Annotated in this window: 1 protein-coding gene; it reads right to left on the reverse strand. The window is 34.5% G+C overall.

Translation table 11 applies throughout. The features are described from left to right. Positions 1-333: hypothetical protein (locus tag J8L84_RS20310; RefSeq protein WP_211072290.1), on the reverse strand; the 333-nt coding region annotated here is incomplete at its 3' end. Positions 334-362: the final 29 nt, after the last annotated feature.

The raw sequence follows: 362 nt of genomic DNA on the forward strand, positions 1-362 counted from the left end.
GTAATTGCCAATAAAAGGACCGTACAATTTAAAACTGCCATTCAAGCCATTGTGAACCAGTACATAACTCAATGACTCACCTTTAGGTCTAAATAGAGTAAAAGCTAAACTATCTGAAACCAATTCACTTCTTAGTTCACACATTTCATCGATACCTAACGTACCTCTTTTAGACTCTCTGTCTGAAATGTTTTTTTGACTTAAATTACCGTTTTGAAGCTGTAGTTTTATATATTTTACTTCTAAATTTTCGCAGCTGCGCACTTTTACTGCATGAGCATTAAAACTGCAGAACGTAGCCATAACAACGACAAAAGTAAGTATTTTCATCATTACACCTAACTTTTAAATAAGGGGCGCAG

Origin of the sequence: Alteromonas sp. MMG017 (assembly GCF_018100795.1) — a bacterium.
Taxonomy (GTDB): Bacteria; Pseudomonadota; Gammaproteobacteria; order Enterobacterales; family Alteromonadaceae; genus Alteromonas.